Origin of the sequence: Thermogemmatispora sp., from assembly GCF_019683755.1 — a bacterium.
GTDB lineage: Bacteria > Chloroflexota > Ktedonobacteria > Ktedonobacterales > Ktedonobacteraceae > Thermogemmatispora.
In genome coordinates this window covers 1-3,095 of sequence record NZ_JADGHT010000453.1, presented here as the reverse complement: position 1 = coordinate 3,095, position 3,095 = coordinate 1, and the positions used below count along the sequence as shown (strand labels likewise).

General features: G+C 59.1%; 3 protein-coding genes. All 3 read right to left on the bottom strand.

Going from position 1 to position 3,095, the window contains the following annotated elements:
• Positions 1 to 267 (bottom strand): chromate transporter (locus IRZ24_RS18660; RefSeq protein ID WP_297167725.1); only part of this gene is annotated, 267 nt, incomplete at its 3' end.
• A gap of 397 nt (positions 268 to 664) precedes the next feature.
• Complete coding sequence (locus IRZ24_RS18655) at positions 665 to 1,672, bottom strand: hypothetical protein (protein WP_297167722.1); 1,008 nt, start codon at positions 1,670 to 1,672, stop codon at positions 665 to 667.
• Between the two features lie 5 nt (positions 1,673 to 1,677).
• A partial coding sequence (locus tag IRZ24_RS18650) for a vWA domain-containing protein (protein ID WP_297167719.1) occupies positions 1,678 to 3,095 on the bottom strand: 1,418 nt, incomplete at its 5' end.

The following is a 3,095-nucleotide window of genomic DNA, read 5'->3' as shown; positions in this document are numbered from 1 at the left end:
CACCAGGACTCCCCAGGGTCCAGCGAGCTTGCGCCCAATGAGCACAGTGATCGCTACCAGGTTAATGCCGGGAGTCATAATACAGAGGTTCCAGTCGCGGGCGAATTCCTCAATGGTCAGCCAGCGATGCTTTTCGGTAAACTCCCGTTGGATCAACAACAGGGTTGAAGAACCACCACCGAAAGACTGCAGGCCGATCAAGATCCAGATACGCAGCAGCTCCCAGAGCGACGGCAATGGCTCCCTGGGGTCCAGGTGAGCAGGCATCGCGTCCACAGAGGCAGGCCAAGGCTGAGCCGCTGGCTTGTGTTGATTTACGTGGAAATTGTCCATAAGCGTATAGTAGAGCAGAAAAGTTGCAGGAGGCGTATGGCAGTAACCAGCTCAGCTTCCATTCTAGCACATAGCTTCAGGGATCAGCCACCAGGCCAGGGTCTTTTCCTCCCTTTGCCAGCAGCGTGGCGAAGCCGATGAAGCCGGTGAGGAGCTGGACTGGATAGAGCCTTGCTAGAAGCAAAGTTGTCAGGTTCTCCAGAAAGGAAAGGTGGACAACAGTCGAAGATCGAGGCCGGAGGGGGAGAAGCCCGGGCGGAGGAGAAGAGGCCTCGCCCGGGCGAGAGGAGGAAGAGAGACAGACACTCACGTAAGGCAGCGAGAAGAAAACCTATAGCTCGCTACGGAACAGCGACAGATAGACCACCTCAGAACGGGCGCAGACGACCTGGCCGAGCCACTCGCCGTGGTTGATCGACAGCACGCGCAGCCCGGCATGCTTCTCAGCAAGGCGAGCATACTTGTGGAGCGTAGCCACCGAAGAGAGCTGCCCCAGATGCAGCCTTTGATCTTGATAGCGAACCTCCTGCAAGCGCCGCTGCAAATCATCTATATCGCGCAAGCCCGCCAGATCGAGAGAGGAACGAGATGGCGCACGGCCCTGGCGCTGGGCCAGCAGAGCAGCCGAACCATAGCAGTAGATCAGCAGCACCGACATCAGTTCGGCCCAGTAAGCACTATTGGGCGCCAGCTCCACGCCAACCAGTCTGCCGGCCAGGAAGAAAGCGGCTCCGATCTGACCTGGCTGCAGCTCTAGTGCATGGCGATAGGGCAGCAACAGGGCGAAGTTAGGACGCAGCCAGTGCTCCAGATGGCCGTTGTAGTTGATCCCGTAGCGGCGTGAGTAAGCAGTAATCGCCGTCCAGAGTCGACCAAAATCCCTCACCCCCTGCAGTTCAAAGGCAGCGCGGCGCAGCCCGAGAGGCAACATGCAGAAGCGCTGCTGGGCCTGGCGCAGCATTCCACTCTGGGTTCGCTGGATGCAAAAGCAGTCATCTACCGTCAGCGTTTCGCCGGCATCGAGGACCAGCACGCGGCTTGTCGCATGGTTCTGTACCCCTGGCTGAAAGAAAGCCACGTGCATCGGCAGCACCAACACCCCATCTGTAGCCCGATTGCGCAACACAAGCGTCCCATAGGAGGGAGATCCGACCAGCTCAAGAGCGCTGAGAGGAGGAGCAAAGCGTACATGACGCTGCTCGTGGTCGGCGCTGACTGGGAAAAGGCCGATGACCTCCAGCAAGCCCCAGGAAAGCAGCGGTCCCGGGGCCAGGTGCTCCAGCAGCCCCGCAAGAGGAGAAGTTTCCGCCGCCTCCTGCTTGACTTGTATCTCCATCATGGCTATCACCTCGTAAGCAAGAGTTGTTGCACCTGTTCCGCTTCAACCAGAGAGATAGATTCGGCGGCGTAATCCAGAAAGAGCCGCGCCAATACCTCGCGTATACCTTGTTCATGTTGCACAGGTAACAGAATGAAATCGCTGCCCAAATGACGCTGTTCTAGATGTTCGGAGCGAGAGAAGGCCGGGATCAGCTGATAGACCGGCATAGTCAGGCCCAGCAGACGCAAGCCTTGCAGGATTGAGGCGGCATCGCCCTGACGCACATTTTCGTAGCCATCGGTAATCAGGAGAATGGCCTGCGGCTGTGAGCGGGCGGCCTCCAGCAGAGCAGTGGCTAGATCGGTCACCCCCTGGGGTCGCGGCAGCAGTTCCTCACTGGCGAGTAGGCTGCCACCAATCTGATAGAGCATGACCGAAGTCACGCGGTGCTGCAACAAGCGCACCAGAGCCAGAGCCAGCGCGATCGGGTGATAGGCGCGCTCACCCGAGGAGGCCATCGAGGCCGAGAGATCCAGCACGACGGCAAGCCGCCCCTCGACGAGTGGCAATGAAGCTACCGCCTGCTCTGTTCCACGCCACAACTTCTCGGTGTACTGCTCACTCGGCAGCCCCTGGATCAGAGCTTCTCGATAGAGTCTGGTCAGAGGTCCATCTTGGCGCTCACTCCGCTTCGCCGATGGCGAAAGGGCACGAATCCGACTGGCGGGGACATCCCGGTGATAGATACCGCGCAGCCCAAAGAGGGTCTCGCGGGGGAGACCCTCCCCGCGCTCTAGTTGCTCACGCGCGGCCATGCGCTTCGCTAGCGTCGGATCGGTAGGATTGAAAGGTACCCCAGCCAGAAAACAGAGGGTCTCCCGCGCGATGGCCGAATTAGGCGCGTAGTGCAACAGCTCGCGCCGGAGGAATTTCTCGCCAACCTCACTCGGCTGCGCCAAGAAGCGCCGCACCGAAGACCATGTCCGCTCCCCTAGCAGATGCTTTAACAAGAGCGTGACCCGCTGTCGCCGCGCCGCTGCAAGCTGCGGGAATTGCTCATGGCCGATCAGCAGCTGCAGGCCGAGCTCACGTGCGCGCCGGTTATTGATGCGCCGCTGCCGGATCACATCAGCGACAAGCAAAGCCTCCTCAGCCGGCAACACGCGCAACTGCTCCACAATTCGCTGCCTGGTAATAGCATGAGCTGCTGGCAAACGAATCAGATTAACAAGCATCTCTCGCTTATGCGAGAGGTCCGCAAAAGGATCAGCCAGCAGGTAGAGATAGAATTCGGGAGCCGCCTCGCACAGCCTCTGATGCAGTGATACCATTTGCTCCTGTCCGGTCAGTGGAACCTGGCGGCAATTCAGGTACTCGATGAGTAGCTTCTTGTCCATAGGCAGCTTCTCCGTCACAATATTACACAACAATAACAGTAAAA

Excerpts from the sequence above, each read along its gene's own strand:
- IRZ24_RS18655 (WP_297167722.1), bottom strand. The coding sequence starts at position 1,672 with ATGATGGAGATACAAGTCAAGCAGGAGGCGGCGGAAACTTCTCCTCTT.